Origin of the sequence: Candidatus Minimicrobia vallesae (assembly GCF_018866205.1) — a bacterium.
Taxonomy (GTDB): domain Bacteria; phylum Patescibacteriota; class Saccharimonadia; order Saccharimonadales; family Saccharimonadaceae; genus Nanosynbacter; species Nanosynbacter vallesae.
On sequence record NZ_CP076459.1, the window covers coordinates 79580 to 104025 of the forward strand.

The window sequence follows — 24446 nt, forward strand, 5'->3', positions numbered from 1 at the left end:
TTATTAGTTATGAAATTAGCAAAAGGGTTGGGCGAATTCTTCGGACTGGACATCGATACGAATGCGGTGCGGGTGGTTCAATTGTCTCGTACTGGCACGGGATGGAGTTTGTCGCATTACGGTTATACGCCAGTTGATTCTAAGATAACGAGCGGCGATTCTCCAGAGTCTAAGCGACGCTTGGGCGAGGCTATTATGACCGCCGTTGGTCAAGCCGGAATTAAGACGTCCAATGTAGCTGTTGGTTTGCCGTCAAATAAGACGTTTTCTACCATTATTGACGTGCCGAAAGTTCCTGAGCAAGAACTAAAGGCGATGATGAAGTATCAAATTGATCAATATATCCCAATGTCTTTGGACGAGGCAGAAGTTGACTGGGTGCTTTTGGGTGAAAGCTTGCACGCACAGAATCAGTATGAGATTTTACTGACAAGTACAGCGAAGTCTTACGCAGAAGAGCGTTTGGAGCTGGTTGAAAATCTTGGCTTCAATGTGATTGCTGAGGAGCCGAACGCTATTGCTATGGTTCGTTCCTTGTCGGCTACCGATTCTCAGGATGCGCGTTTGATTATCAATATGGGCGAAAATTCAACAGATTTGGCGGTTGTCTACAACGGGGCGCCGCGACTTATTCGTATGATTCCAACTGGGCTTTCGTCTTTGGTTCGATCGGCGGTTCAGAATCTTAGCGTCCAGGAAGATCAAGCTCGTCAATTTATTTTGAAATTTGGTTTGGCGCCGGATAAATTAGACGGTCAAGTGTTAAGGGCTATTGATTCAACTCTCGATAATTTTTCTTCAGAGCTAGTAAAATCTATAAAGTTTTTCCAAACTCGATATCCAAGCGTAGCAGTTTCTGGAATCCTGTTATCAGGATTTGGCTCAGCTATTCCACAGCTTGATGGATATGTGATGAATAAAACCGGAGTCCAGTCAATTACCGCAGATCCGTGGCAGCGCGTTCAAGTTTCTCAGTCAGATCAACAGCAATTGGCGCCGATTGCTTCAGAATTCGCTATTGCCGTAGGGCTGGCACAAAGGAGTAATATATCATGATTGAGATAAATCTTCTCCCAAACGTTAAGCGCGAGCTATTAAAGACTCGAGCTATGCGCAATCGGGTTATTTCGATATCGTTTTTGGTGGGCGGTGCTTCGATTGCGGCAGTAGTTGTTTTGGCGTTGATTTTGGGTAGCCAAATTGCAGCCGAGGCGGTCCAGAGCGGAGTTATTAAAGATAGAAACGATAAATTGATGGCGGTCGAGGACCTTAATAAGGTTGTAACGATTCAACATCAACTAACAAAGATCAATGAACAACATTCTGGAAAGAAGATTAATTCAAGAATCTTTGATGTTGTAACGGCGGTTAATCCGGTTGCACCAAATAATGTTAGTTTTTCGGATATAAAAGTCAATCCTGAGTCAAAAACTATTACTCTGGAGGGTAGTGCGGTTAATGGCTATAGTGCGTTAGAGACCTTAAAGAAAACCATCTTGAATACGAAGGTCCAGACTACTGACGGCGATAAAAGTTCCGAGGTTAGCCTGACTAAGGAGATAAAAGATGGCGATACTAGTTTTGGAGAGAACTCGGAAGGTAAAAAAGTGTTGCAATTCTCATTCTCGTTTGAATACGCAGAAGAATTACTAGCGCCTGCAAATAACGGCACAGTTTCCGTATTGACGCCAACTGGTAAGGTTGATGTGACAGATTCACGTCAGGGAATTCCGGATAGCTTGTTTAAGAGTAACTCGAAAAAACAGGAGAAGAAATAATGGCGACCGATAATAAAGAAGTTGCAATACGCAAGCGTCAACAGATTGATTCGTCAAAAAAGACTATGTTTATTTTTGTGGCTTCTGCGGCATTTTTGGCTGGAATTGCGCTTGTTGTGAGTATATTTTTGGTGCAGCAAATTGTATTTCATTCGAAGATTCTTCTGGAGAAGCAAAATACGATTTCTCGTCTAGATAAAAACCTGTCGTCAGTTGACGAGTTAAAGAAGAATATCCGAGTTTTAGATACGAATACTGCACTTAACTCTATAAAATCAAGCAGCGAAAGTAATGCTCTTCAGACGGTACTGGATGCATTGCCAGATAATGCGAACGCCGACGCTCTTGGTGCTTCATTGAAGAATAAATTTATTGACACGACTACTGGTGTGACTATTCAAAATCTGACCGTTGCTCAATCTGGATCTGATAGTGAAAGCTCTGAGTCAACATCTGAAAATGCCATATCATTTACTATGGAAGTGAGCGGTCCAGCTGAAAAATTGAAAGAATTGTTAACTAAGTTAGAGGCGTCTATTCGAGTCATTGACCTAAAGACCGTGGAAATCCAGCGAAATGAGGATAGATTGAGCTTGGTGGTTCGAGGTGTCGCTTATTACGAGCCAGCACAAACAATACAATTAGAGAATAAGGTGGTTAAGCCATGAAGAAAACAGACATAGCAATGGTAATATTGATCGCGGGTGTGGGTGTGGCAATCGGCTATATTGTCGCCTCTAATATCTCGTTCTTAAAAGTCCCAGAATCTGGCACAAAAGTACAGACTATTCGAGAAATATCACCTGACGTCGAAAAACCAAACCCAGCGATTTTTAATAATAATGCGATAAATCCAACTGTTGAAATATTCGTAGGTCAAGATGCAGCCAAATAGAGAAGGGGTGTAAATGGCTTTACTGACGGACGACATCCAAGATAAGTTGATCGAGCTGCTCGTAAACGAGGGGCTTATTGAGAAGTCTGTCATTGATGACGCCTTAAAACGTGCCTCTGAGAGCGGCAAGCCGTTATTTAGTTTGCTTAGTGAAGAGGGGTTGCTTGACAATGAACTATTAGTTCATGGCGTGGCTCAAGTTTCGGGCGTGCCGTATGTCAATCTGTCGAATAGTGTTATTAGTCAGGATATTTTATCTCTATTGCCGTCCGATGTTGCTGAGAGATTTATGGCTGTGCCGCTGGCCGAGGTTCAGAATCGACTAGCGGTAGCGATGATCGACGCGAATAATGTTCAAGCGGTGGACTATTTGTCGAATCGCATCCAGCGTCCGATAAAAGTATTCATGGCCTCAGAAGAGAGTGTCCGCCATGTCTTGGATCAATATAAGACTGACTTGTCATCTGTTAATGTGGCTGCACAGGCTTCGCAGGAAGAGTCTTTGTCGGAAGCTGGCAATATCAAAACAATTGTTCAAGATTCACCAATATCACGAGCGTTATCGACAATTTTGGAATACGCGGTAAAGAGTCATGCGTCCGACGTGCATATTGAGCCATTAGAGAAGGCTTTGAAGATTCGTTGTCGTGTTGACGGTGTTTTGCGTGAAATTATGCAGCTCCCAAAGAGCATTGAGCCGGCGTTAGTTAGTCGTATTAAGATTCTTTCCAATCTGAAAATTGACGAGCATCGCATTCCTCAGGACGGTCAATTTGCGGTTAACGTCGCAGGCAAAGAAGTTGACCTTCGTATCGCTATCTCTCCTGTCGTTTGGGGTGAACAGGTGGTTATTCGTCTGCTTGATAAGAGTGGAAGTTCTTTCAATTTGGAAGATATGGGCTACGCTGGGCGCGCATTAAGAACGATTCGTAAGGGAATTAAGCGACCAAATGGAATGATCTTGACGTCGGGTCCAACTGGTTCTGGTAAGTCAACGAGTTTGTACGCGTTGATCAAGGAGATTAAAGATGACACCGTGAATATTGTGACGCTTGAAGATCCGGTTGAGTATAAGATGGATGGCGTCAATCAGATTCAGGTGAATGCGGAAGTTGGCTTGACGTTTGCTTCTGGACTGCGCTCAATTTTGCGTCAAGACCCAGACATTGTGATGGTTGGTGAGATTCGCGATAATGAAACAGCAAATTTGGCTATTCAAGCAGCCTTAACGGGACACTTGGTTTTCTCGACACTTCACACAAATTCCGCCGCTGGCGTGCTGCCGCGTTTGTTGGATATGGGAATCGAGCCGTTTCTTATCGCCAGTACGGTTAACACAATTATCGGTCAGCGTTTGGTGAGGCGAGTGGCACGCCGTCGAGATATTTATCAATCATCACCACTGGAAACGCAGGCAATTCGCGAGGCGGTTGGTGGATTATTGCCGCAAACAAGGGAGCAGGTTGCTCAATACGCGCAAGATTTGGGATATGAAAGTTTGCCGCTAGCGACGCAGACGTCGTTTGCCTTGGCAAAAGGAAAAGATACGCCGCAAACTCCTCGCGGTTATGCTGGTCGAGCTGGTTTGTATGAGGTCATGGATATTACCGAAGAGATTCAGAATTTGATTGTTAAGCGCGCAACCTCAGCGGAAATCCAGCGAATGGCAATTCAACAAGGTATGATTACGATGCGTCAAGATGGTTATCTGAAGGCGTTGAACGGAATAACGACAATAGAAGAAGTTAATAGGGTAGCGGCGGATACCGCGTAAAAGGAGGAAACATGAATAATCAAGAATTGCGAATTGAGATTTTGCTGGAAGAAGTCGTTAAGAAGCGAGCTTCAGACCTTCATATTCAAGTTGGTTTGCCGCCAATGCTACGAATTGACGGTGCGCTTATGCCGGCCGCCGGAACTCAACCATTGGACGAGCCTGCAGTTGAGAGGCTAGTATTCCAGATTCTTGATGAAGATCAGCGACAGATTTTGCTAAAAGATAAGGAATTCGACTTTTCGTTTGCGTTTGGTACACTGGGACGATTCCGAGTTAATGCCTTTCATGAGCGTGGCAATTTGGCTGCAGCTCTACGTTTGATTCCAAATGAAATTAAGTCGGCGTCTGAACTGGGTATGCCACCAGTTGTTAATACGTTTGCGGATTTTCCTCGCGGTTTGGTGTTGGTCACTGGTCCAACTGGTTCCGGTAAGTCAACAACTTTGGCGGCGCTGGTTGATAAAATTAATTCTGAGCGCTCACAGCATATTATTACCATTGAAGATCCTATCGAGTTTACTCACAAGTCGAAAAAATCAGTGGTAGTTCAGCGTGAAGTTCATTACGACACTTATTCATTCTCTGCGGCTTTGCGTTCGAGTCTTCGCCAAGACCCAGATGTTGTGTTGATTGGTGAGATGCGCGACCTCGAGACGATTTCAGCAGCGATTACAATTGCTGAAACTGGACACTTGGTGTTTGCAACGCTACACACGAACTCCGCAGCACAATCAATTGACCGTATGATTGACGTGTTCCCGCCACACCAGCAGCCACAGATTCGCGCTCAGCTCAGTAATATTTTGATGGCAATTTGTTCGCAGCGACTAGTCCCAGCTATTGGTGGTGGACGAGTCGTGGCGGCAGAGGTTTTGATTGCTAATCCAGCGGTGCGCAACATTATTCGCGAAGGTAAATCTCACCAATTGGATGCCGTGATTCAGACTGGTGCTGACCAGGGAATGCAGACGATGGATCGAACTTTGGTCAATTTGGTGCAGAACGGTACGATTACGTATGATAGCGCTCGTGAATTTGCTGTCGATTTGACGGAATTCGAGAGGTTGATGAGGGGGTAATAAATGAAAAAGTACGATTACGAAGCCAGAGATAGCGCAAGTAACAAAATCGTTAAATCAGTTGTTCAGGCTGATAGTGAAAACGCTGCCGCAAAGCTCTTGACGGCTCAGGGCTTTGTGCCGTTAAAAATTGAATTACAAGACGATAAAACAAATTTCTTTGCGAGGTTTTCTGGTAGAATCACCACTAAGGATAGGGTTGTATTTACTCGTCAGCTAGCAACTCTTATTGGAGCAGGGCTACCTTTGGCGCAAAGTCTTCGAACGGTTCAAGAGCAGACGACGAATAAGCGCATGCAGGAAATAGTTCAGGAAATTATCTCTGACGTTGAAGGCGGTAAATCCTTGTCTGATTCGTTCGCAAAGCATCCAGAAGCTTTTAATAAAGTTTATGTAGCTTTGATCTCGGCCGGCGAGACGTCAGGTACGATGGATGATTCGCTTAAGAGGTTAGCTGCTCAGCAGGAAAAAGAGGCTGCTATGATGAGTAAAATTAGAGGTGCTATGATGTATCCGTCAATTGTCTTGGTAGTGATTATCTTAGTTATCGGATTTATGTTATTCACGGTCGTTCCGCAAGTTGAGGGTCTGTATCGTGACTTAAATAAGGGGTTGCCATTTGTAACTCTTGCGATGATTAAAGTGGCGAACTTTTTTAGTAGTCTTTGGTGGCTTGTTATATTGGCAATGATTATCGGCGGTTATTTCCTAGCACAATATCTGAAAACTGAACAGGGAATTAGGACTAAAGACACCTTTAAGCTTAATGTCCCAATGTTCAAAGGGATGTTCAGGAAAATGTACATGGCACGATTTGCCAGGACTGGTCAAGTTCTTCTGAGTACTGGTGTGCCGATGCTTGATATGCTTCGTATTACGTCTGATGCTGTCAATAACGTGATTATTAGCGAAAGCATACTTCGTGCGTCAGATAAGGTGAAGGGTGGTAAGGCGCTCTCAGCTTCTTTATCTAATGAAGATTATTTCCTAGCAATGGTGCCGCAGATGATTAAAATTGGTGAGCAATCGGGTAAAATTGATGAGATGATGGGTAAGACTGCTCAGGTGTACGAAGATGAGCTTGACGAGGAGATTCGCGCCTTGTCGACGGCGATAGAACCAGTTTTAATGGTCTTTTTAGCTATAGTTGCAGGTACGATGGTCGCGGCTATCTTACTTCCAATCTATAGCTTGGTCGGTAACATCAATATTCGCTAGACTGACTTATATTTTTAGTGTATTATAAACTTAAGAACATTTTTGCGTAAATATAGGTAAACCATAGAAAGGTGGGAAATCTAATGACAAAAAAAGATAATAAAAAAGGATTTACAATCATCGAGGTCGTCCTAGTCTTGGCTATTGCTGGACTTATCTTTGGCGATGGTGTTTATCGCATTGCCAGCTTTGCAGCGTAGCCAGCGCGACCAGTCAAGGAAGAACGACGCCTCAACAGTTGCTGCAGCTATTACCAATTGGAATTCAGCTAACCGTAACGGCGGCACGTTTAATGAAGAGTCTCTACGTAAGTATGTCGATAAGCTTGATCAATACGACAAATCTTCAGAATTAAAGGTTGCTACACCTGGTGCTTCAATGTCAGTAGCCAGTAACGAAATCAAGGTTATGCGAGGCAAGAAATGTCCTGCTAGCACGCCAGCTCCATCTGCTGACGATCCAGCAAACATAACTTTGCAAAACGGATCTTCACGCAACGCAGCAGTTGTAGTTCTACTGGAAAATAACGGTTCTCAAAAGCAATTGTATTGCCAGGACGTATAATCCATAGATAAATTACGAATCAGCCTCGGTATGGGGCTGATTTTTTTATGGTTTTTTGTTACCATAAGAAGTATGATTAAGTTTGTACTAGTGGGATTTTTAGGGGCTATTTTAGGCAGTTTCGCCGGAGCGCAAATTTGGCGATTGCGGGCTCGTCAATTGGAGGGAAGATAAAAAAGCTGGAGAAAAAGTTGACCAAAAGGAATTAAAGAAATTATCTCCATTGATAAAAAAAATTTCCAAAGATAGATCTCGCTGTTTATCTTGCGGGCATGAGCTTAAGTGGTGCGATTTGATTCCTGTGGTAAGTTGGGTTGCTGGATTGGGGCGATGCAGATATTGCAAAGCATTTATCGGTTGGACGGAAATCTTGCTAGAACTAGTGATGGCTGGACTATTCGTTGCATCCGTGGCTTTTTGGCCGGGATCATTAACGGATATCTGGCAAGTCGCGTTGCTGGTCTTGTGGTTGGCAAGTTTGGTGCTGCTGGCGATTTTATTTGTCTATGACCTCAGATGGCTACTTCTTCCAGATGTAATTAATATTCCGTTTATCATTCTTGGCGCTATTTTTGCGGGAATAAAAGTATGTCTAGCTGGCGATTTCTCAAAAAGCTTGATGACGTTATTTGGGTCGATTGCGATTCTGAGCGGAATATATATGGTGCTATATTTATTCTCAAAATATCGCTATGGGGAAGATAAAACTTGGATTGGTTTTGGTGATGTTAAGCTTGGACTTGGATTGGGTTTGTTCTTAGGAAACTGGCTTTTGGCGTTTGCTGCGTTGTTCATCGCGAATCTTATCGGCACGCTTCTTGTCTTGCCATCAATGATGCGAGGAAAATTGCAAGCAACTTCACGGATATGCTTCGGTCCATTGCTTATCGTAGGGTTTTTACTCGCTTGGTTCTTTAGCCGACAAATTTTAGAGTGGGGCTTTCTTATTGTCTAAGTAAAAAGCGCTTATGCTATAATGGAGAAGTGATGGGCAATAAACAAAAAGGTTTTACTATAATTGAAGTGATTTTGTTTGTGGCTATTTCTGGTTTGCTGACCTCTATGCTGATGGTCGGCGTAAGTATGTCAATTAATCGTCAGCAATATCGCGATTCGGTGCAGTCATATGCTGGTTTTTTGCGAAATGAGTACTCGAAGGTGGTCAATGTTGAGAATGAGCGATCTAAGGGCACTTGTCCAATTGAAGGCTCTGATGGTCGAGCTGAAACTCTACGCGGTCAATCTGATTGCGTGATTGTCGGTCGCTATATTACCACTGAAGGTTCTCTGGGTTCGACGAACGGCAATCTGTACAAAACTTATCCAGTTTATGCCTATAGACCAGATAAGGGTAGCGCATGGACTTATAAACGGGGTGCTGAGTCTGATAAATATATCGTTAATTGGCAAGCAAAAACTAGGTTTTCTAACCAAGCCAAAGATAGTGCGTATATTTCTATTTTGATGTACCGCCATCCAGAGACGGGGCAGTTGGATATTAGAACTGACACGAGTCGATTCGGTGACAATTTAACTGATTTCGTCAATAATAAAAATAGTGCTGGAGTTGTGCAATCTGCTGGCGAGCAGCGTCAACAGAGGGAAATTTGTGTTTATGATGACGGCTGGATACCGGGAGAGAGATTATCTATTTTTCTACGATCACATGCAGGTTCTGCTGATGCTGTAGTTATGGGTAATGCTACGGGAGGTTGTGCTGATGCGTAAGTTTAACAGAGGCGACACACTTGTTGAAGTGCTGCTTGGAGTAACCATTTTTAGCCTAGTTGCCGTTATTGCATTAGAAACCATGAACCGCGGGATGGCTATCGCTCAGTATTCTTTGGAGACGACGTTGGTTCGTCAACAGGTTGACGCTCAGGCTGAAATGCTAAGATATGCGCATGATATGAAAAATGATACTTGGAAGAAATTGGTAGACAATAATTCGGTGAGCGTTTCTGTTGTTAATGGCAATGAAGGAAACTTGGGTGCTGAAAAATGTCCTGATGATTTTTCTACGAAAGAGTTTGCTTTGGCTGCGACGCCTTCGCTCGCTTCGAAGATTAGTATATTGAACAATCCTGGAGATTATAAACAAAAAGCAGAAACATACGCGCGGGTTGATAGTGATACTAAAAAAACGTATGGAATATCAGTTAGATTAGTTAAGCCGAGTACGACTGTCGGAAGCAGGGATAGCAATAAATATGATGCGTATTACATAAAAGCGTGCTGGATGCCAGTTGGCAGCCAAAATGCCGGCGACTATTGGTACGATTGTGAGGTTATATGATTCGGGGCTATAAAAAAGGATTTACACTTATCGAATTGATGCTCGCCATGAGTTTTATCTCTGTTCTTTTGTTGTCGATTGCGATGGTGGGCATTCAAGCGGGAAAAATGTATAGCAGAGGTATTGTGCTTCGTGATGTTAATCAAGCGGGGCGAGATATTTCAGACACTATTCGACGCGATTTTCTTCAGGCGAATGCTGAAAAGATTGACACTACGGGATTGAGAGTGCCGAATAATAGCAATTGGTCAACTGGTCGACTTTGTCTTGGCTCTCATTCTTATGTGTGGAATAATCCGAAGTATTTGGACGATCCTAGCCTGTTGGGCGGAAATAGTCTGTTTAAGGTTAATGGTAATCCAGTGAATTTGGTGCGCGTAGTTGATGCGGATAGCGGATTGTGTAAAAAAGATGCTTCTGGCAAATATCCGGAAACCGTCGATCTTGCGAAATCATCCAATTTGCTCAGGTCTATCAATAGCGGTGATGGTTCAATTGGTGTGCACGAAGTTACGTTAGAAAAGATTACCTCAGATAATTCAAGAGAGGCGCTGTATAAATTGACTTTTACGCTGGGGACGAGCAAGATGAGTGAAATAAGGGATTCTTCCTGTAAAGCTCCGACTGAAGATGATAGCAATTTTGAGTTCTGTGCTATAAATAAATTTGAGATGATTGTGAGGACAAATGGGTAAAAATGCGCGACAATCAGGTGCTGTATCTCTTTTTGCGGTCATATTTGGCGCGATGTTGCTGACTATTGTTACTATTGGGTTTATCAAGTTGATGATTATGGATCAGCGACAATCCTCGAATAATGATCTGTCGCAGAGTGCTTATGATGCAGCTTTGGCTGGGGTTGAGGATGCTAAGCGTGTGGTTCGTGCCGCTCAAACGGGCAATATTCAAGCGGCGGGAGTGCTGAATGGTCCAATTAATTGTAATATGGTCGCGGCATCTGGTGTTGTTGGAGGTAGTTCTTCTGGTGAAACTATTATTAAAACTGGTACAGATGCGGGTAAAAAATTTGATCAAGCGTATACTTGTGTAAAAATCACTATGAAATCTCAAGATTTTATATATAAGTCTATTGAGGAAAAATCTCAAATTGTGCCACTACGCGCAACTGGTTCATTCAACAAGATATCTATAGAATGGTATAGGCGCGATGATGAGAGCAATTTGAATGGCGCCAACGCCGCTAACACTGAAATATCCACTTCTGGGGATTTGCCGACGAAAAACAACTGGAATGCTAATTCGCCACAATTGATGCGCGTGCAGCTTATTAACCCAGGCGCCACCTTTAATTTAGCGGCGTTAGATTCAACTGGCGTCACTTCTTTCTTACGACCGAACGTTTTAAGGTCAGACGTAGCAGGTCAGAATGGTACTGCTGTTTCTGGTAAGATTTCTGATCATCCACGCGCAACTGACGGGAATGAACATAATAATGGAACAAGTGTGGTTTCTTGCAGTAAGACATTCAAGTTTTCTGGCGAATATTCGTGTAAAGCGGTGATTGATGTTGATGAGATTCCAGCTGGTAGCGAAACAGCATTCTTAAGACTTATTGCCTATATATAAAGGTGGTAGTGTGAAGATTTCTCTCCAGAAAACCGACGGAACGATTGTCAATTTTGATGGAGTCCAGCCAATTGTCGATTCCACAGGGCGAGCAAGTGATTTATTTAGAAGAGTTGAAGCTCGATTGCAAATAGGAGATGATTTCGCATATCCTAATAATGCGGTTGAATTAAAGAATAGTCTATGTAAAGATTTCTCTGTATCTGGCGGCGGATCTGCTACCGCAGGTCGATGTAAGCCATAAGTTAAGCTTCTGTGTCGCTATGAAATCGGTCGTGAATATCTTTCAGGTGTTGGTCGGTAACGTGCGTATATACCTGTGTTGTTGATATATTGCTATGTCCCAGCATTGATTGGACTGAGCGCAAGTCCGCACCGTTCATAAGTAGGTCGGTAGCAAAACTATGACGCATAGTATGTGGGCTTACATGTTTTGTGATACCAGCCAATCTAGCATATTGACCAACCATTCTCTGAATACTGCGCGCGCTTAACCTACGGTAATCTCCGGAAGTGTTGGGAGCTGCGTGCGTGGCGTTTACTATAGCTTAAAAATAGAGCGGGTAGATTATCTGTTCTAGCTTCCAGGTATGCCGATATGTGCTCGGCAGCACTTTTTGAAATAAAAACAGGGCGATCCTTTTGTCCTTTTCCTCGCACCATAAATTCGCGCCTCGTTAAGTTTATGTGATCGCGGTTTAAATTGACCAATTCTGAAACACGCAGTCCGCTGGAAAACAGCAACTCAACAATTGCTCGATCTCTCAGTCCAGATTCTGTATCGGTTGGTATTTGATCGATCATACGTAAAACCTCGTCATATTGTAAAAAAGTCACTTGTTTACGGACTACTTTGGGCAATATAATTCTGTCGGCAGCCAGACTCTTTGATATTACGACGAGAAAGGTAGGTTAGTGCAGACCTCGCAGCGCAATAAGATGATAACTTTGGGTAATTAAAGACAGAGCTCTTCGCCGGTGTTGTCATTTTTATAACGGTTTAGCTGCAGAGGCGATACTGGCGTATTAGTTCTGATGTAACTTTCTCAACAGCTATATCACCAGCAAAATCGATAAATCTCTCCAGATATAGTTGATAATTTATGATGGTTTTTTGACTACGCCCACCTTCAACCTCTAGGTGCTCTAAGAAATCAGTTAAGGCTTCTGACATAAACATAATATTTATTCTATCGCTAATGAATATGTTTATCAAATTATTTATTTCTGCTACTATATTAGAAAATAATAAGCAGAGGAGTATCTATGGCAGAAAGCGAAAAAAACTACTGTGGCGTTGAAAGGACATTGATCGTCTTTAAGCCTGACGCAGTTCAACGAGGGATAGTTGGGGAAATTTTACAACGTTTTGAGCGAGTTGGTCCAAAAAATAGTTGGTGTGAAAAATGACATCACCATCCAGAGACCATTACTATGCTCATTACGAGGACATCGGTAAATTGGCTACTCGTCGAGGCGAGGATACTTTGGAAATATAACACTAGATATGATGATGGATGGTCCAGTTATAGCAATGGTACTAGAGGGCGTTGAAGCTGTTGCTGTTGTTAGGAAGATTGTTGGTCCAACAGAGCCTAAGTCAGCTGACATGGGAACAATTCGCGGTGATTACTCACACATTAGTTTTGGCTATGCAGATGAGTGCCAAAAGGGAGTCCCAAATTTGATTCACGCATCCGGCGATTCAGATGAGGCTGTTCGTGAGATCGAACACTGGTTCAAGCCGGAAGAATTGGTAAATTATCACACACTAAGTGAAAAGTTTACTCGCTAAGCTAGTCTTTCCTCGAGAGTTACCGTGGTATAATGGTTGTATGCCTCGGTAGCTCAACTGGATAGAGCAGATCCGTCCTAAGGATAAGGTTGTAGGTTCGACTCCTGCCCGAGGTACCATATATATGACAGAACAAATTAAAGACAAGCAATTTGATGGGCAGCGTGACGGAGAGCAACTGTTGTTTGTGTTTCGTCGTCACATAATTGCTATGAGAAAAGGATTTTATCTGCTTCTCGGATCAATGACGCTCTATTCTATTGCCTTTTTTAATTTGGCAAGATAACTTGAACCTTTTATGGGTGTTTGTTGGCGGATTTATTTTTGGTCTGATGCTATTTTTCTATCATTTTTTGATGTGGTTTTATACTTACTATATTGTTACCGATCAGAGAATTCGTCAGATTACTCAACATGGATTTTTTGGCAAAGATGTCATTGAGCTGAAATTGTCAAAAATTCAGAATATTAGTTATAGTATCCCGGGGTTTAGCGGAGAAATGTTTAAGTTTGGTACAATAGTTATTCAAACTTTTGTTGGAGATCTTGTTATAAAAAACGTAGAACATCCAGATAAGATCTATAATAAACTACAAGACGCAGTGGAAATTTCGACAAAGAAGGAGGATATCAATGAAGAATCTATTGAACCGTAAAGATAAAAAACAGCCAAAGGAGCTACCTAAGAGGATTACAAACGATACAGTAGCTCAGCACCGCGAGAAGGTTTTGGCGGCTGGTCGTAAGCATAAATATCCCATCCAATACACTAAACGTCGATTGGTATGGATAACAATGTTTGTGAGTGTTGTTATCCTGATTGTCTTTGTTATTCTTGGCTGGGCTCAGTTATATGTCTGGAAAGATACAAGTGATATCGCATATAGGATAACTAAGATTTTACCTCTTCCAGTGGCTAATATTGACGGAGAAAATGCTGAGTATAGTGATTATCTTCTGTATCATCGTAGCTCATTGGCGGTATTGCAATCTCAAGGGCAGGCAGATCAAAAAGACAAAGTTAAGTTCTATCAAAACCAGTCCATAGACAAGGCATTAGAGGTGGCATATGCCAAAAAACTTGCGAGAGAAAATAATATTACTGTTGATGATAAAAAGGTACAAGATCTTATCAAAAAACAGCAGGAATCTAGCAAGCTATCGCAGTCCGCTTATGAGTCTGTAGTGAAAGACAATCTTCATTGGTCAATGGATGAGCTAAAAACTGCTATGAAATATACTTTGTTAAAGCAGGAAGTATCTTTTAAGATTGATAAAACAGCTAATAATCTAGCGTCTGACATTAAGAAGAGGCTGCAAGAGGGCAAATCCTTAAAGGATATTGCTACGGAAATGGGCGACAAAGTGCAATCGGTATTTGATTTATCCGTCTCTACGGATAATTCTGACGGAGGCCTAACGAAAGCGGCTATGTCATTAACAAAGGGTAAAATCTCAGGTCCTATAAAGACTCTTTCGGGTGACGGATATTATTTTGTGACGCTTAATAATATTGAAGGCAACACCGTAAATTACTCTTATGTAAAAGTTCCGTTGACTGAATTCAATAACCAGTTTAACTATCTTAAAAAAAAACAATAAAGTAAAAATATTTCATTTCAATCGATAAATAATCGATCTAGTTTGAAAAAACCCCTATTTTTGCTATAATTTCCCAAGGAGTTTGCCGCCGTAGCTCAGCTGGTAGAGCAGCTCATTCGTAACGAGCAGGCTCGCTGGCTCAAGCCCAGTCAACGGCCCCATTTTATGAAAGACACTATAAAGAAATCGATAAAAATTGTTTTTAGCGACAGGACTGTGGCAACTCTTTTGATCGTTAACGTTGTTGTGGCTATTGTTGTATCTATATTTTTAGGATCATCAATAAAACATAGCGAGGCTCAGGTTATTACGCGCTACACTACGTATGGTGATGCGAATTTTTATAGGAGCCACTGGTCTAGTCTATTTAGTTATTTTGCTTTGGCGTTTATGATAGTTTTTGGTCACTCTGCACTAAGTGTCAAGTTAATTTCACTAGAGAAACGAAGCTTGGCTATATTTCTTTTGTGGTTGACGTTGGGTATTTTAGCTATTTTAGCTATTTTAGCCTATTCTATAATTAAAATTGCATCGATAGGATAATATATGGACATTGAAATTCCACTTGGTAAACGAACAAAAAAATATCGTTTTCTTGAGATGCTTCCTGGGTTATTAAGCTACGGGGCTATTGTTCTTTTGGTTGTTTTGTCTATTTTAAGTCCCGTTCTGGCATCAATTTATTTACTGTCTATAATACTAGCTGCTTTTGTGAAAGCAATAGCAATTAGCTATAGGGTAATTAGTGGTTATAGTAATATGGAAAAAGCGTCAAAAGTCGACTGGAATAAGCGGTTATCTGATTTGGAAGATCCGAAAGAAGCATACTCTAGACTGAGAGATAATCAATCTAAGGAGTTGTTATATCAACAACATGTAGACAATCTAAGATTTATGTCTGCTGCGGAAGATGGATACTAACCCAAAGCCTAGTAATATTTACAACGCTCTTATTATGCCTGCATACAACGAGAGTATAGAAGTGATTGAGCCTGCTCTTAAATCAGTTTTAGATACAACATATGATAAGAAGCGTCTGATTGTAGTTTTTGCGTACGAAGAACGTGGTGGTGTTGATATTGATACAACAGCTAAAATACTGAAAAAGAAATACGGCAAGTACTTTCATTCTTTCCACATTGTAAAACATCCAAAAGATCTACCAAATGAGGTAGTTGGTAAGGGTGGAAATATCACGTATGCAGGCAAGTGGCTGGAGCAATATTTACAACAGGAAGAAATAGCTTTTTCTGATGTTATTGTTACAACAATGGACTGTGATAATAAGCCGCATAAGTATTACTTTGATTATGTGACATATGAGTATATTACTCATGAAGATAGAAAGCATTTATCGTTTCAGCCTATATGCTTGTTTACTAATAATATATGGGATGTTCCTGCGCCAATGCGAGTAGTGGCAACAGGGAATTCATTTTGGAATATTATCAGCTCCATGCGCCCATATTCTTTGCGTAACTTTGCGTCACATTCGCAACCAATGAACGCTCTCGTTGAGATGAACTTTTGGAGTACGCGAACAATTGTTGAGGATGGTCACCAGTACTGGAGAAGCTATTTCTATTTTGATGGTAATTATGAAGTTGTGCCAATTTTTGTGCCGATTTATCAAGATGCAGTATTGGCTAATAGATATAAAAAAACAATGAAAAGCTCAGTTTATTCAGCTGCGACGTTGGAGCTACGGAGCTTCAGATGTGGCATACGTTGGTAATAATATATTCAATAAAAATAGAACAGTAAAATTTTGGCCTAGTCTAGCCAGGTTTATAAGGTTATTAGATGGACATGTAACACAGGCCTGTATTGCCCTAATTGTTGCTTTCGGCGGATGGGCGCCGCTTGTGCTGAATAGTGAAGCTGCACGTAGTGTTGCCGCACATCAACTGCCAGATACGGTTAGCTTAATACAACAAATAGCTATGATAAGCATTCTGGTATCAATTTTCGTATCATTTAAACTGCTGCCGCCGCGCCCAGAAAGATATAAAAAGAGTAGAAATACATTAATGGTCCTACAATGGGCCTTGATGCCTGTAATTGCTATAGTATATAGCTCAATGGCCTCGTATAATGCCCAGACTCATCTTTTGCTTGGTAAATATCTTGATAAGTTTGACGTGACAGAGAAGACTACTGTAGAGATGAATGATCAGAGTCGTGCTCAGAATAAGAAAAAGAAGGACGACCACGACGCCTCTTCCTCTGAGGAGTAATAAGATTATGTTGTGCTGCGTATTGCAGTGCGGCTATTTGGTCGAAATTCTGTAATGTTGAGTGGGTTATTTCGGCGATGTGTTGCGATGATATAGCGGGTTTGTTGTGTAGGTGTATTAATTTATCTTGTATAGTATTGGCCAAGTCGTAGCTATATGAGCCTGCTAATTTTTCGTTATGATTAAAACTTCGCGCAATACTAAGTATTAGTTTTCCTATAGAAAAATTATCTTCCTTGCCATCTTGTGACGTGACAACGAGGGAAATCGCAGGCTTTTCGTAGGTTGTAAAAGAATAACCGCATTGGTCGCATATATGTCTACGCCAGGTTATTGGGTATTTTTTATTTTGACGAGAATTTGCTACGTGGGTTTTTCCGTGAAAACATTTTATGCATATCATATCAATATATTGACATACAACTATAAAAAAATCCAGTGGAAAAGTGCTGTGTAAAATAAAAAGCCCCATCGTTATAGAGGCGACTACTGTGTATAAATACTGGTAACTTCAATTAAGTATAGATCTATGCCGTCGTTGATCTACAAGCTCAGATTCCTAAATGAAGATAGGCCTTGCTCAACAAAGAACAGTGACCGTGGGCCAGTGCACCCAAAAAGAGGTGAGTCAAGTGAAAACAAAATGCAAATCCGAAACAGACATGATCAAATCAGAAGGCATTAGGCGGGTACAGCCAAGTAAGAAAAAGACCGCGCCCACCAACGGACGACGAGGCAGGTATCACATCTGGTCGGCAATGAGAGGATTCGAACCTCCCACCCCTTCAACCCCAACGAAGCGCGCTACCCAAATGAGCTACATCCCCAATGAATTAGAACAAGATTATAACGAAAAAAGAGCGACAAGCAAAGACCGTGGTACAATATTGCCACGAGTCAAGAAGAACTAAAAGGCCTATCAGACTTACACCCCGCCCTACATATCATGCGCCCAGGCCAAACCAGCAACAAAGGCCTCACGCGAAATTCGGCGTGGGACCGGCTATCGACAATGGTTTTTACTATGATATTTATCTTGACAACGGGACAATTTCTGAAGCTGACCTTCCGAAGATAGAAGAGGAGATGCGAAAGATCGTAGCGGCTAATTATCCGTTTGAGAGGCGCGATGTGTCGGTAGAAGAGGCTATTGATTGGGCTATAAAGGGAGATCAGTCATTTAAGGTGGAACTACTGAATGATCTTAAAAGATCCGGTACTACCGTTGCTAGCGAATTGGCTGGAGAAAAAATGGGATCTGTGTCTGATTGCCGATAGTAAAGTCGAGACTGTTTCTTTATATTCTCAGGGTGATTACACTGATTTGTGTAGAGGTGGACATGCGGATAGCACTGGAAAAGTTGGCGCATTTAAGCTTACTAAGACAGCTGGAGCATATTGGCGAGGCAATGAGAATAATCCACAAATGCAGCGAATATATGGCGTAGCGTTTGCTACACAGGAAGAGCTGGATGAATATCTGAAAAAGATTGGAAATTGCAAAACAGCGAGATCATCGCAAGTTAGGCAAGGAGCTTGATTTGTATACAACCTCTCCTCTGGTAGGGATTGGTTTACCTTTGTTTACTCCTCGCGGTACGATTTTACGAGATATAGTGGCTCAATATTCGAACCAGCTGAGACAGAAGTTTGGCTTTGAAAAGGTCTGGACGCCTCATATTACGAAAAAAGATTTATATGAAACATCGGGACATTGGGCTAAGTTTGGAGAAGAACTATTTTTAGTTAAGAGCCAAGAAACTAGTGACGAGATGGCTCTTAAGCCTATGAACTGTCCGCATCATACGCAAATTTTTGCCTCACGACCGCGAAGTTATCGTGATATGCCAGTAAGATATTTGGAGACGACAACAGATTATCGCGACGAAAAAACTGGCGAGCTGGGCGGATTGAACCGTGTGCGCTCATTAACTCAGGATGATAGCCATATATTTTGTCGTACTGATCAGATTGAAGGCGAGATTAATAATTTGCTATCTGCTGCTCGTGAGTTATATGGCTCAATCAATATGAAGCTTAGGGTTAGATTAAGCTATCGTGATGAATCCGATTCGTATTTAGGTGACCTTAGCCTATGGGATTCCGCACAGAACCAGTTAAAATCTGCTGTTGAGAAAGTAGGCTTGGATTATTTTGAACAAGAGGGTGAGGCGGCATTTTATGGTCCAAAGATTGACTTTATGGCAACGGATGCAATCGGCCGTGAACATCAAGTTGCAACCGTGCAGCTAGATTTCGTGCAACCACAAAGGTTCGGTTTGGAATATGCGGATACTGATGGCAATTTTACAACACCAGTTATGATTCACTGCGCCTTATTGGGATCAATTGAGCGATTCTTAAGTGTGTTTATAGAACATACTGGCGGATGGTTTCCGTTTTGGGCGGCTCCAGAACAGGTTCGTATTTTGACGATTAACGATACAGTACTAGAATATGTTGATAAAATAACAACTATATTATCAGATATTACCCTCATGAAGCCAGTTAGATATAACGATGTAAGATTTACAATAGATTCTAGAAATGAATCATTAGGCAATTTGATAAAGAGAGGCGACATCTTGCCAAGTTTTCATTGATTTAAGTATAAGCGAAATGATAGGGAAAATCAAAACAAATAAATATGTGATGATAATGATGAGTCAATGCGAGACCATTGCCTCGACCGAACAAATATAGATTGACGAGATAATGATACGGAAAGTGCGGCGAACATACAAATTAGCTGATAATCTCCGGGATAGAGTATATGTACTGATGGCTCTATTGCCGTCCGCTAATTGTAATTATTGGTCCTACCGCTAGCGGCAAAACATCATTAGCTATACAATTAGCAAAGAAGTATAGAGGAGAAATAATTTGCGCCGACAGTAGGACCGTCTATCGTGGTATGAATATCGGGACAGCTAAGCCTTCTTTGGGTGAACGGAGCAAGGAGTGTCTCATTGGGGTCTTGACTTAGTAGATCCAGGAGATTCTTTCAGTGTAGTCGCAATTTAAGGACTACGCCCATCAAAAGATTAAAGAAATCCGAAGTCGAGGAAATATTCCATTTCTTGTTGGTGGAACAGGGTTGTATATTGATTCTGTTATATTTGATTTTCAGTTTGGAGCTAAATACAGCAAAGAAAAGAGAGCTAACTTACAAGAAATGACGATATCTGAACTTCAACAATATTGCGTCAATCACGATGTGTCCTTGCCGGAGAATAGTAAAAATAAAAGATATCTAATTAGGGCTATTGAGCGAGCCGATAAAAAGCCATCTGGATTGGAAGCGCCATTGAAATAATACTATCGTTGTCGGAATTACTACAGATAAACAGCTATTAAGACAGAGAATTACAGATAGAGCAAAAAAAATGTTCAAAGATGGTGTTGTAGAAGAAACAATAGAATTAGCCAATAAATACCGGGTGGTGCAATGAGGCTATGACGGGTAATGTTTATCCTATTATTAAGAAATTAATCGAGAAAGAAATAGATGAAGATCAGGCTATTCGGGAGTTTATCGTTAGTGATGTAAACTTAGTGAAACGTCAGTTGACGTGGTTTAGACGAAACCCATTTATTGAATGGGGAGATGTTCACTCGTGTGAACAATATTTATCTCGAGTATTAGATAGTAAGTAAAAAATATGTTACAATTATAGTACAATGATTGATTCATTATTTGGTTCAAAAACTAGGGTAAAATTATTACATCTTTTTCTGAATAATCCAGAAAAATCATTTTATGTGAGGGAAATTACTAGGATGATCGATGAGCAGATAAACTCCGTCCGTCGAGAACTAGCAAATATGGTGTCTGTAGGTATAGTACAGCAGGATGCTATTGATAATAAACTGTACTATAGCGTAAATGAGGATTATCCGTATATCAAGCCGCTTGCGGCTATATTCTCAGATAAAAATACAGAAGGCGGCATGGGTACTGCGAGTGGCGTTTCCTGGAAAGATTCTTTAGGAAGAATGAGAGGTTTAAGATTGGCTATTATTTCGGGAAAATTAGTGAGTCGGATCAAGTCTCTTCTGTTGACCTGCTGTTAGTTGGTGATGATATGTCTGCCGTAACTATAAAAAATCTTGTTAAAAAAATCGAAAAAGATAGAAAAATAGAGATAAATTATGCCGTAATATCTTATGATGATTTCTATTATAGGATGAGTGTCAAAGATAGGTTTATAATGGATATCGTAAGAAACAAGCACTCTGTATTAGTAGATACGGAAAATATAATGAGAAAGGAGTAGGTATGTTTGAAATAGAGTATAAAGGAGCAAATGCTGTTATTATTACTACAAAGAAACTTCGTGTGGTATTTGATCCGAATTTAGAGATTGTCGGAGGAAAAAATGTTTCTGTGAATAATGACGTAGAAGTGGTTACAGAGGATCGGTTTGCTGTTGTGGATTCTACACCAAGACTACTATTTTCGGGCCCAGGTGAATATGAAGTCGGAGACATCTCATTGTTAGGAATTCCAGCGCGCCGACATATCGACACCGCAGATGATGTTAAAAAATCTACAATATATAAAATTACGATTGGTGAAGCTAAGGGAGTGGTTGTTGGTAATATTGAGAATAAACTAACTGATGATCAGCTCGAAAATATAGGTGTTGTTGATTTTGCAATATTACCTGTCGGTGGAAATGGATATACATTAGACGCAATGGGAGCAACTTCAATAATTCGTCAATTAGACCCTAAGGTGGTGATCCCGGTGCATTACAGTGACGCTACTTTGCATTATGAAGTTCCACAGGATGGTGTGGATGAGTTTGTAAAAAACCTAGGAGCTCCAGTTGTTGAGGCTGGTCCAAAGTGGAAGCTAAAGAAAATAACGGATCTGCCAGATAATTTAACAGTTGTTCAGATATCGAAAAGCTAGAGTCTTCTTGTTGAATTAAAAATAACTCCGATAATACAATCGGAGTTATTTTATTAAAAATTTGATTTAGCGATTACTTATCAGTGCTGCACCCAAAATACCTTTTTTCTTCAACGGACGAATAGCCGCGCGGAAACTTAAACGACTCATGCCAACGTGCTGACCATCAACAACAAAAGCCGTCTTCTGAAGCTTTGAATCGACAGACGCGTATAGTCCAGAGCAATCGGAGAAACTCGACCATTGACGCCCAAAACTTCGCTAGCCAATTCCACTGCAAAAGCAAAACTCCTGATGCCATTTCCACTCTCTTTACTTTATTATTAATAACAATCCTTATTATTGTAGCGGCATTTGTGTAATTAGTCAAGATCGTGTATTGATGCTATAATAACACTTATGATTTTAGAAATAATAGTAGTTTTGATTGTTATATTATTGTCTATGACTATTCACGAGGCTATGCACGCTTTTATGGGGTATGCACTGGGCGATAATACTGCAAAAGAAGAGGGAAGATTGACACTTAATCCCATAAGACATATCGATCCAGTGATGACTATTTTGCTTCCTTTGATTATGGTGATACTGCATGCTCCAGTTTTCGGAGGGGCTAAACCTGTTCCGTTTAATCCAAATAGAGTCCGTTTTGGCGATTGGGGGGCGGCTCTTGTTGCTCTTTCTGGCCCAATTACTAATTTAATAATCGCCTTTATTGCGTTTGGCGTCGGAGTGTTTAGTGGCGTTATTAATAATGCTGGGGCAGTACAGCCTACGATATTTGGACTGATTATTTCTACTGCTGTATCGGTAAATCTGGGTTTTTTTGTTTTTAATATGCTACCAATTCCGCCTCTGGACGGATCTAGAATATTATACGCCGTAGCGCCAGATGGCGTCAGGGGTGTTATGCAAAAAATTGAGCAAAACGGCATTCTTTTAGTGATGATTATAGTTGTGCTGTTTTCTGATGTAATCGGGCAGGTTATGTCGGGCTGTATTCAGGCAATTTTGCGTGTATTTATGAACATATTTGGTGTATAATAGGAGCATACCCTGGATTTATCCGTGGGCGCGTATGATTTTCCTAACATCATATGATAGGGAGCTTTAATGATTTATTGTCGTGGCAATAAGTTGCGAGCACCCACCTTGCATTTATGCGGGGAATATCTAGCGCCCACAGACAAGTCTAGGGTTTAGTGCTATAATATATCATGTAGTCTGTTAGGCAATCGCTTAAGTTATACTTAAGAGGAAAGTCCGGGCAGCGAAGGATACGACAGTCGTTAACGGCGACCGGAGGCAACTCTAGGGAAAGTGCCACAGAAACGAAACTACCTTCGTATTTTATATACGAGGGAAAAGGTGAAACGAGTGGGGTAAGAGCCCACAGTCGTCTATGGCGACATAGACGAGAGGTAAACCCTGTCGGCTGCAAGGAGATTTGCAAATAGGATTATCCGTCCGCAGATCGATAACCGCTTGATTTGTTTGGCAACAAGCAAACTAGATAGATGATTGCCCTAGACAGAACCCGGCTTATAGGCAGACTATGAATAAAACACCCTGCATAATGTCAGGGTGTTTTATATTGGTAGATTTGTCCTACTATAGACTAGCTTTTACTATTTCAGCGAAAGCTTTTGGCTCGTTAACTGCCAATTCTGCTAATATTTTTCTATCAATCTCAATGTTTTTAGATTTCATAGAAGCTATAAGTTTGCCGTAAGTTGTGCCTTCTTGTCGAGCGGCTGCATTGATTCGGGTAATCCATAGACCGCGTAGATCGCGCTTCTTGTTTCGGCGATCGCGGTAGGCGTACTGTAGAGCTCTAATAACACCTTGTATTGCAAAGACGAAAACTTCTGGTACGATTATGCTGCATTCCCTCAGCTGCTTTTAAGATTTTCTTGTGCTTAGCGCGTGCGGCAACTCCTCGTTTTACTCGCCATAACTATACTCCCATTGCTCGACGGGCGTTCTTCGCCATCGAACCAGTTACTGTTGCTGTTGTGTTGATTGCGCGCTTACGACTTTTTGACTTTTTAGCCAACAAGTGGCCGCCAAATGCGCGCTGGCAGGTCAATTTTCCGGTGCTGGTCAGCTTGATACGCTTCGCAGTGCCTTTTGTGGGTCTTTAGCTTTGGCATTATTTTACTCCTTATTACTACGCTCAGATTGCGACCAGCCATCTGAGGGTTTTACAACTCTAATAACCCCATCCTCACTAAGGTGCTCCAGCAGTTTTGTCGATCAATTCGTAGCCGATCTCTTTTATGGGCCATTTCACGACCTTTATAAACCACCTGTATACGAACTTTATGTCCGCCCTCCAAAAATCAACGGATCTTCTTCAGCTTAACCTCTAGGTCTCCAGCTCCTATCTTTAGACCGAGAAGCGCATCTGCTTTAGGTCTCCAGATTTGGCTTGACGCCGATTCTTCTGTTGATCCTTCATCTTTTGATACTGGTACTTACCCCAGTCAATGATTTTAGCAACTGGCGGATTGGCTCCCGGTGATATTTCAACTAGGTCAAGATTCATGTCGTTGGCCTTACTTAAAGCCTCTTTAAGTGACATGATTCCTAGCTGCTCGCCATCAGGACCAATTATCCGCAGTTCTCTTGCACGGATTGCTCCGTTGATACGGATTGATTTATTAATCTCTGGCTCTCCTTTTTGAAGCAATTTTTAGA

41 protein-coding genes, 1 tRNA gene, 1 other RNA gene and 2 pseudogenes are annotated in these 24446 nt (G+C 41.4%); 37 read left to right on the forward strand and 8 right to left on the reverse strand.

The window, feature by feature from the left end; translation table 11 throughout:
• The first annotated feature begins 9 nt into the window (after positions 1-9).
• The 15 genes from pilM to KOY49_RS00640 all read left to right on the forward strand — a co-directional run bounded on the left by pilM (position 10) and on the right by KOY49_RS00640 (position 11438).
• Positions 10-1056 (forward strand): type IV pilus assembly protein PilM, encoded by a 1047-nt coding sequence (gene pilM, locus KOY49_RS00570; protein WP_129632183.1) that lies wholly within the window; start codon positions 10-12, stop codon positions 1054-1056.
• Positions 1053-1778 carry a PilN family protein gene (locus KOY49_RS00575; RefSeq protein ID WP_232736284.1) on the forward strand — a complete coding sequence of 242 codons (726 nt, stop codon included), beginning with the start codon at positions 1053-1055 and terminating at the stop codon, positions 1776-1778. The genes pilM and KOY49_RS00575 overlap by 4 nt, the downstream gene beginning before the upstream one ends.
• On the forward strand, positions 1778-2446 hold the full coding sequence (locus KOY49_RS00580) for a hypothetical protein (RefSeq protein WP_129634928.1): 669 nt from the start codon (positions 1778-1780) through the stop codon (positions 2444-2446). Before KOY49_RS00575 ends, KOY49_RS00580 begins: the two co-directional genes overlap by 1 nt.
• A complete protein-coding gene (locus KOY49_RS00585) occupies positions 2443-2673 on the forward strand; it encodes a hypothetical protein (protein WP_129636905.1) in 231 nt (76 codons plus the stop codon). Before KOY49_RS00580 ends, KOY49_RS00585 begins: the two co-directional genes overlap by 4 nt.
• Positions 2674-2686: 13 nt before the next feature.
• Positions 2687-4447, forward strand: coding sequence for a GspE/PulE family protein (locus KOY49_RS00590; protein WP_129743539.1), 1761 nt, complete (start codon positions 2687-2689; stop codon positions 4445-4447).
• An 11-nt stretch (positions 4448-4458) separates the two neighbouring features.
• Complete coding sequence (locus tag KOY49_RS00595) at positions 4459-5529, forward strand: type IV pilus twitching motility protein PilT (RefSeq protein ID WP_129632198.1); 1071 nt, start codon at positions 4459-4461, stop codon at positions 5527-5529.
• A gap of 3 nt (positions 5530-5532) precedes the next feature.
• Complete coding sequence (locus KOY49_RS00600; RefSeq protein ID WP_232736285.1) at positions 5533-6747, forward strand: type II secretion system F family protein; 1215 nt, start codon at positions 5533-5535, stop codon at positions 6745-6747.
• 83 nt (positions 6748-6830) lie between these two features.
• Positions 6831-6947 (forward strand): type II secretion system protein, encoded by a 117-nt coding sequence (locus KOY49_RS00605; RefSeq protein ID WP_232736286.1) that lies wholly within the window; start codon positions 6831-6833, stop codon positions 6945-6947.
• Positions 6928-7311 (forward strand): hypothetical protein, encoded by a 384-nt coding sequence (locus KOY49_RS00610; RefSeq protein ID WP_232736287.1) that lies wholly within the window; start codon positions 6928-6930, stop codon positions 7309-7311. Before KOY49_RS00605 ends, KOY49_RS00610 begins: the two co-directional genes overlap by 20 nt.
• A 223-nt stretch (positions 7312-7534) precedes the next feature.
• Positions 7535-8266 carry a prepilin peptidase gene (locus KOY49_RS00615; RefSeq protein WP_232736288.1) on the forward strand — a complete coding sequence of 244 codons (732 nt, stop codon included), beginning with the start codon at positions 7535-7537 and terminating at the stop codon, positions 8264-8266.
• Between the two features lie 32 nt (positions 8267-8298).
• A complete protein-coding gene (locus KOY49_RS00620) occupies positions 8299-9039 on the forward strand; it encodes a type II secretion system protein (protein WP_232736579.1) in 741 nt (246 codons plus the stop codon).
• Positions 9011-9607: a type II secretion system protein gene (locus KOY49_RS00625; protein ID WP_232736289.1), complete on the forward strand. Its 597-nt coding sequence runs from the start codon at positions 9011-9013 to the stop codon at positions 9605-9607. Before KOY49_RS00620 ends, KOY49_RS00625 begins: the two co-directional genes overlap by 29 nt.
• Positions 9604-10302 (forward strand): PilW family protein, encoded by a 699-nt coding sequence (locus KOY49_RS00630; protein ID WP_232736290.1) that lies wholly within the window; start codon positions 9604-9606, stop codon positions 10300-10302. The genes KOY49_RS00625 and KOY49_RS00630 overlap by 4 nt, the downstream gene beginning before the upstream one ends.
• On the forward strand, positions 10295-11194 hold the full coding sequence (locus tag KOY49_RS00635; RefSeq protein WP_232736291.1) for a hypothetical protein: 900 nt from the start codon (positions 10295-10297) through the stop codon (positions 11192-11194). The genes KOY49_RS00630 and KOY49_RS00635 overlap by 8 nt, the downstream gene beginning before the upstream one ends.
• A gap of 10 nt (positions 11195-11204) precedes the next feature.
• Positions 11205-11438: a hypothetical protein gene (locus tag KOY49_RS00640; RefSeq protein WP_232736292.1), complete on the forward strand. Its 234-nt coding sequence runs from the start codon at positions 11205-11207 to the stop codon at positions 11436-11438.
• Position 11439: 1 nt separating this feature from the next.
• On the opposite strand, the gene KOY49_RS05320 is transcribed toward KOY49_RS00640, so the two are convergent.
• The 3 genes from KOY49_RS05320 to KOY49_RS00645 all read right to left on the reverse strand — a co-directional run bounded on the left by KOY49_RS05320 (position 11440) and on the right by KOY49_RS00645 (position 12374).
• On the reverse strand, positions 11440-11664 hold the full coding sequence (locus KOY49_RS05320; RefSeq protein WP_376787526.1) for a tyrosine-type recombinase/integrase: 225 nt from the start codon (positions 11662-11664) through the stop codon (positions 11440-11442).
• Positions 11665-11689: 25 nt separating this feature from the next.
• A complete protein-coding gene (locus KOY49_RS05325; RefSeq protein ID WP_376787527.1) occupies positions 11690-11998 on the reverse strand; it encodes a tyrosine-type recombinase/integrase in 309 nt (102 codons plus the stop codon).
• 196 nt (positions 11999-12194) lie between these two features.
• On the reverse strand, positions 12195-12374 hold the full coding sequence (locus KOY49_RS00645) for a site-specific integrase (protein ID WP_232736293.1): 180 nt from the start codon (positions 12372-12374) through the stop codon (positions 12195-12197).
• Between the two features lie 86 nt (positions 12375-12460).
• Here KOY49_RS00645 and KOY49_RS04850 point away from each other — a divergent pair, with 86 nt between their 5' ends.
• The 10 genes from KOY49_RS04850 (at position 12461) to KOY49_RS00690 (ending at position 16828) form a co-directional block, all read left to right on the forward strand.
• On the forward strand, positions 12461-12604 hold the full coding sequence (locus KOY49_RS04850) for a nucleoside-diphosphate kinase (protein WP_269802159.1): 144 nt from the start codon (positions 12461-12463) through the stop codon (positions 12602-12604).
• A 97-nt stretch (positions 12605-12701) separates the two neighbouring features.
• The gene (locus tag KOY49_RS04855) at positions 12702-12989 is read left to right on the forward strand and encodes a nucleoside-diphosphate kinase (RefSeq protein WP_269802160.1); all 288 of its coding nucleotides are present in this window, start codon (positions 12702-12704) and stop codon (positions 12987-12989) included.
• Positions 12990-13031: 42 nt separating this feature from the next.
• Positions 13032-13108: transfer RNA gene (locus KOY49_RS00655), tRNA-Arg, on the forward strand.
• 5 nt (positions 13109-13113) lie between these two features.
• On the forward strand, positions 13114-13275 hold the full coding sequence (locus KOY49_RS00660) for a hypothetical protein (protein ID WP_232736294.1): 162 nt from the start codon (positions 13114-13116) through the stop codon (positions 13273-13275).
• Position 13276: 1 nt separating this feature from the next.
• Complete coding sequence (locus KOY49_RS00665) at positions 13277-13645, forward strand: PH domain-containing protein (RefSeq protein ID WP_232736295.1); 369 nt, start codon at positions 13277-13279, stop codon at positions 13643-13645.
• Positions 13623-14591: a SurA N-terminal domain-containing protein gene (locus KOY49_RS00670; RefSeq protein ID WP_232736296.1), complete on the forward strand. Its 969-nt coding sequence runs from the start codon at positions 13623-13625 to the stop codon at positions 14589-14591. Before KOY49_RS00665 ends, KOY49_RS00670 begins: the two co-directional genes overlap by 23 nt.
• Positions 14592-14756: 165 nt before the next feature.
• A complete protein-coding gene (locus KOY49_RS00675; protein ID WP_232736297.1) occupies positions 14757-15134 on the forward strand; it encodes a hypothetical protein in 378 nt (125 codons plus the stop codon).
• Between the two features lie 3 nt (positions 15135-15137).
• A complete protein-coding gene (locus tag KOY49_RS00680) occupies positions 15138-15512 on the forward strand; it encodes a hypothetical protein (protein WP_232736298.1) in 375 nt (124 codons plus the stop codon).
• Entirely contained in the window at positions 15502-16326 is an 825-nt protein-coding gene (locus KOY49_RS00685; protein ID WP_232736299.1) for a glycosyltransferase family protein, read from the forward strand. The genes KOY49_RS00680 and KOY49_RS00685 overlap by 11 nt, the downstream gene beginning before the upstream one ends.
• A gap of 346 nt (positions 16327-16672) precedes the next feature.
• Positions 16673-16828, forward strand: coding sequence for a hypothetical protein (locus KOY49_RS00690; RefSeq protein ID WP_232736300.1), 156 nt, complete (start codon positions 16673-16675; stop codon positions 16826-16828).
• A gap of 337 nt (positions 16829-17165) precedes the next feature.
• Here the strand turns inward: KOY49_RS00690 and KOY49_RS05330 are convergent.
• Positions 17166-17300 (reverse strand): annotated as a pseudogene (locus tag KOY49_RS05330) (hypothetical protein); the annotation flags it as partial.
• A gap of 521 nt (positions 17301-17821) precedes the next feature.
• On the opposite strand from KOY49_RS05330, the gene KOY49_RS00695 reads away from it, so the two are divergent.
• The 10 genes from KOY49_RS00695 (at position 17822) to KOY49_RS00735 (ending at position 21746) form a co-directional block, all read left to right on the forward strand.
• Positions 17822-18106 (forward strand): hypothetical protein, encoded by a 285-nt coding sequence (locus tag KOY49_RS00695; RefSeq protein WP_232736301.1) that lies wholly within the window; start codon positions 17822-17824, stop codon positions 18104-18106.
• A complete protein-coding gene (locus KOY49_RS00700) occupies positions 18054-18368 on the forward strand; it encodes a hypothetical protein (protein ID WP_232736302.1) in 315 nt (104 codons plus the stop codon). The genes KOY49_RS00695 and KOY49_RS00700 overlap by 53 nt, the downstream gene beginning before the upstream one ends.
• 1 nt (position 18369) lies before the next feature.
• Positions 18370-19431 carry a threonine--tRNA ligase gene (gene thrS / locus KOY49_RS00705; RefSeq protein ID WP_232736303.1) on the forward strand — a complete coding sequence of 354 codons (1062 nt, stop codon included), beginning with the start codon at positions 18370-18372 and terminating at the stop codon, positions 19429-19431.
• 245 nt (positions 19432-19676) lie between these two features.
• On the forward strand, positions 19677-19814 hold the full coding sequence (locus KOY49_RS00710) for a hypothetical protein (RefSeq protein WP_232736580.1): 138 nt from the start codon (positions 19677-19679) through the stop codon (positions 19812-19814).
• 84 nt (positions 19815-19898) lie between these two features.
• Positions 19899-20144, forward strand: a complete 246-nt coding sequence (locus KOY49_RS04860; protein ID WP_269802186.1) for a hypothetical protein — start codon at positions 19899-19901, stop codon at positions 20142-20144.
• 49 nt (positions 20145-20193) lie between these two features.
• Positions 20194-20280: a hypothetical protein gene (locus tag KOY49_RS04865; RefSeq protein WP_269802187.1), complete on the forward strand. Its 87-nt coding sequence runs from the start codon at positions 20194-20196 to the stop codon at positions 20278-20280.
• 4 nt (positions 20281-20284) lie between these two features.
• A complete protein-coding gene (locus tag KOY49_RS00720) occupies positions 20285-20485 on the forward strand; it encodes a hypothetical protein (RefSeq protein ID WP_232736304.1) in 201 nt (66 codons plus the stop codon).
• A gap of 24 nt (positions 20486-20509) precedes the next feature.
• Complete coding sequence (locus KOY49_RS00725) at positions 20510-20902, forward strand: helix-turn-helix domain-containing protein (RefSeq protein WP_232736305.1); 393 nt, start codon at positions 20510-20512, stop codon at positions 20900-20902.
• A gap of 11 nt (positions 20903-20913) precedes the next feature.
• Positions 20914-21105, forward strand: a complete 192-nt coding sequence (locus KOY49_RS00730) for a hypothetical protein (RefSeq protein WP_232736306.1) — start codon at positions 20914-20916, stop codon at positions 21103-21105.
• 2 nt (positions 21106-21107) lie between these two features.
• The gene (locus KOY49_RS00735; RefSeq protein ID WP_232736307.1) at positions 21108-21746 is read left to right on the forward strand and encodes an MBL fold metallo-hydrolase; all 639 of its coding nucleotides are present in this window, start codon (positions 21108-21110) and stop codon (positions 21744-21746) included.
• A gap of 146 nt (positions 21747-21892) precedes the next feature.
• Here KOY49_RS00735 and KOY49_RS04870 read toward each other — a convergent pair whose 3' ends face one another.
• The gene (locus KOY49_RS04870) at positions 21893-22021 is read right to left on the reverse strand and encodes a hypothetical protein (RefSeq protein WP_269802161.1); all 129 of its coding nucleotides are present in this window, start codon (positions 22019-22021) and stop codon (positions 21893-21895) included.
• A 124-nt stretch (positions 22022-22145) separates the two neighbouring features.
• On the opposite strand from KOY49_RS04870, the gene KOY49_RS00740 reads away from it, so the two are divergent.
• Complete coding sequence (locus tag KOY49_RS00740; protein ID WP_232736308.1) at positions 22146-22790, forward strand: site-2 protease family protein; 645 nt, start codon at positions 22146-22148, stop codon at positions 22788-22790.
• 175 nt (positions 22791-22965) lie between these two features.
• An RNA gene (gene rnpB, locus KOY49_RS00745) (RNase P RNA component class A) lies at positions 22966-23307 on the forward strand.
• A 50-nt stretch (positions 23308-23357) separates the two neighbouring features.
• On the opposite strand, the pseudogene rplT reads toward rnpB, so the two are convergent.
• The 3 genes and pseudogenes from rplT to infC all read right to left on the reverse strand — a co-directional run bounded on the left by rplT (position 23358) and on the right by infC (position 24438).
• A pseudogene (gene rplT, locus KOY49_RS00750) lies at positions 23358-23655 on the reverse strand (50S ribosomal protein L20).
• Positions 23656-23703: 48 nt separating this feature from the next.
• Positions 23704-23835 (reverse strand): hypothetical protein, encoded by a 132-nt coding sequence (locus KOY49_RS00755; RefSeq protein ID WP_232736309.1) that lies wholly within the window; start codon positions 23833-23835, stop codon positions 23704-23706.
• A 300-nt stretch (positions 23836-24135) separates the two neighbouring features.
• Positions 24136-24438 (reverse strand): translation initiation factor IF-3, encoded by a 303-nt coding sequence (gene infC, locus KOY49_RS00760; protein ID WP_232736310.1) that lies wholly within the window; start codon positions 24436-24438, stop codon positions 24136-24138.
• Between the last annotated feature and the right edge of the window lie 8 nt (positions 24439-24446).